This window comes from Methylophilus sp. (genome assembly GCF_035460085.1).
GTDB lineage: Bacteria > Pseudomonadota > Gammaproteobacteria > Burkholderiales > Methylophilaceae > Methylophilus.
The window spans coordinates 1-1,984 of sequence record NZ_DATHWZ010000038.1; the positions used below are offsets into that span (position 1 = coordinate 1).

A 1,984-nucleotide genomic window follows, 5' to 3' on the forward strand; every position below is an offset into this window, starting at 1 on the left:
TTTTTCAACGTGCTCACCAGCGTCCGCTGCCACTTCAACCGTCGCAACTGGCTGGATGTTTGCCGCGATTTTTTGTTCTGCTGCTTCGGTGACTTCTTTTGCTGGCTCAGGTTTTTCACTGCCAATCACGCCAAACAAATAAGCTAATAATGACACTAAAAGAGTGAATCCAATAATTGTGCCTGGTATCACAATGATTAACTCTTTGATGCTTGAACTTTCCTTGTACCCCGACATATCTTCGCCCCATTGATTTTGAAATGATCTGCGCGATTATAACGCAGAACCCAATGTCAGGAAATGACACATGCGCCCAACCATGCCCGCACACATTTACTGGCCACCCTTAAATCAAAAGAGCCAGGCAAATCAATGCCTGGCTCCTTAAGTGATACCGTGTGTATTGATGTGATTAGCTTATTTCTGACGGCGACGCATCATGCTCATCGCTACCAGGCCAAGGCCCAGCATCGCGGCTGAAGTTGGCTCTGGCACTGCACTGATGCTATACAACGAAGTAGTATTAGAGCCTTCGTTAGCAAATGCCAAGTAAGATTTCCCACCAAACGTAAACGCAGTCAATCCTTCCGGTGCCAAATCACCGGTAGACACGATCATGTCGATAAAACTGACTTTAGTCGGGTCAGTGATATCAAACAACGCAATCGCACCAGTCAGTGTTCTTTCCAGGCCTATTGCTGCAATGGTACGTCCACCCAGCGTAAACAACTCAACGCCTTCTGGCTCAACGCCTTTGTCACGGCTGCGGCCATCATCATAGATACCACGCGCTGCTGCTTCTTTATCAAGGATGTCGCCACTGTCATACACCAGCGCCCCATTCTCATCCAGGATACTGAATGAGCGTGTACCAGCCGCATATAAATCACCAGGCGAAGAATCCGTATTAGACACGCGGATATTAGCCAGCTCGCCGGTCGCGCCTAATGAACTGGCAGCTGAACGGTCACCGTCATCTTCACGGAAATCGCCTTCGTTCGCAGTCACCAGGTAAGTCTTGCCAGCTGCAGAATAAGCTTCAATGCCATCTGGCATAGGCAAGCCTTTGACATTTGGATTGATAAAACTGATGCTGCCGTTGTTCAACGGGTCAATCGAGTTACCTGGCTGGCTGAAGTCTTTTGTGCCCAGGCCAACCACGTTGGTAAACCTGTTGGTTTGCAGGTCCAGAATACCAATCGCATTGGCTTCCTGCAATGTCACATAAGCCTTGCTTCCATCCGGGCTCACCGCGATATATTCCGGCTCAAAATCCATTCCGGTATTGGTGCGGATATGTGAACCTGAAGTCGGCACGCCTGTGAATGTTGCTGTCGCAGCTACTGTGCGTGAAGCCACGTCAATGATGCTTACGCTGCCAACAGGGTCGTTCGCTGCGGTACCATAGTTACGTGGCACGGAATTACCGATACGTGAACCATATTTATCCGGTGTGCCTTCATTCGCTACCAGGATTTTTGAACCGTCATGCGTAAAAGTCACCATATCCGGCAAAGCCCCTACCGTAAAGCTATTGGTACCGGCGGCCAGGCTTCTGCTGGAAGTATCGTACAGTTGCACAATACCGGCGTTAGTACGCGTGTTATTTTCAATCGCGAATGCAGCCAGGCCATTTTTGATACTCACGCTGTTAATGCTGCCGAAAGCGCTGGTATCAATACGTTGCACCAGGCTGCCGGTGCTGGCGTTCAGTACATCCACGCCCTTCACACCTGCCACCCAGATGGTATTGGTGATCGCATCATATGCAGGAATCTCAGCCAGGTAGCCGCTACCGCTATGGGTAAAAGACCATTCCTTGCTGATCTGGTAAGTGTTTGCGGCTTCTGCAGCACTGAGTGAACCCAGTGCCAATGCCAGCATTAAAGTCATTTTTTTCATTGTGTATACTCTCCTCAAAAGTGTTTAGAGAATACTCAGCGAATATGACAAATCCTTGAAGCTGGCATGTCACCAATATTTC

Annotated in this window: 1 protein-coding gene; it reads right to left on the minus strand. The window is 49.1% G+C overall.

Features of this window, described 5'->3' with window-relative positions:
* Positions 1 to 417: 417 nt before the first annotated feature.
* Positions 418 to 1,902 (minus strand): choice-of-anchor I family protein, encoded by a 1,485-nt coding sequence (locus VK958_RS06320; RefSeq protein ID WP_325239912.1) that lies wholly within the window; start codon positions 1,900 to 1,902, stop codon positions 418 to 420.
* Between the last annotated feature and the right edge of the window lie 82 nt (positions 1,903 to 1,984).

Bases quoted from the DNA above. Each gene is read 5' to 3' on its own strand.
- VK958_RS06320 (WP_325239912.1), bottom strand. From the start codon at position 1,902: ATGAAAAAAATGACTTTAATGCTGGCATTGGCACTGGGTTCACTCAGT.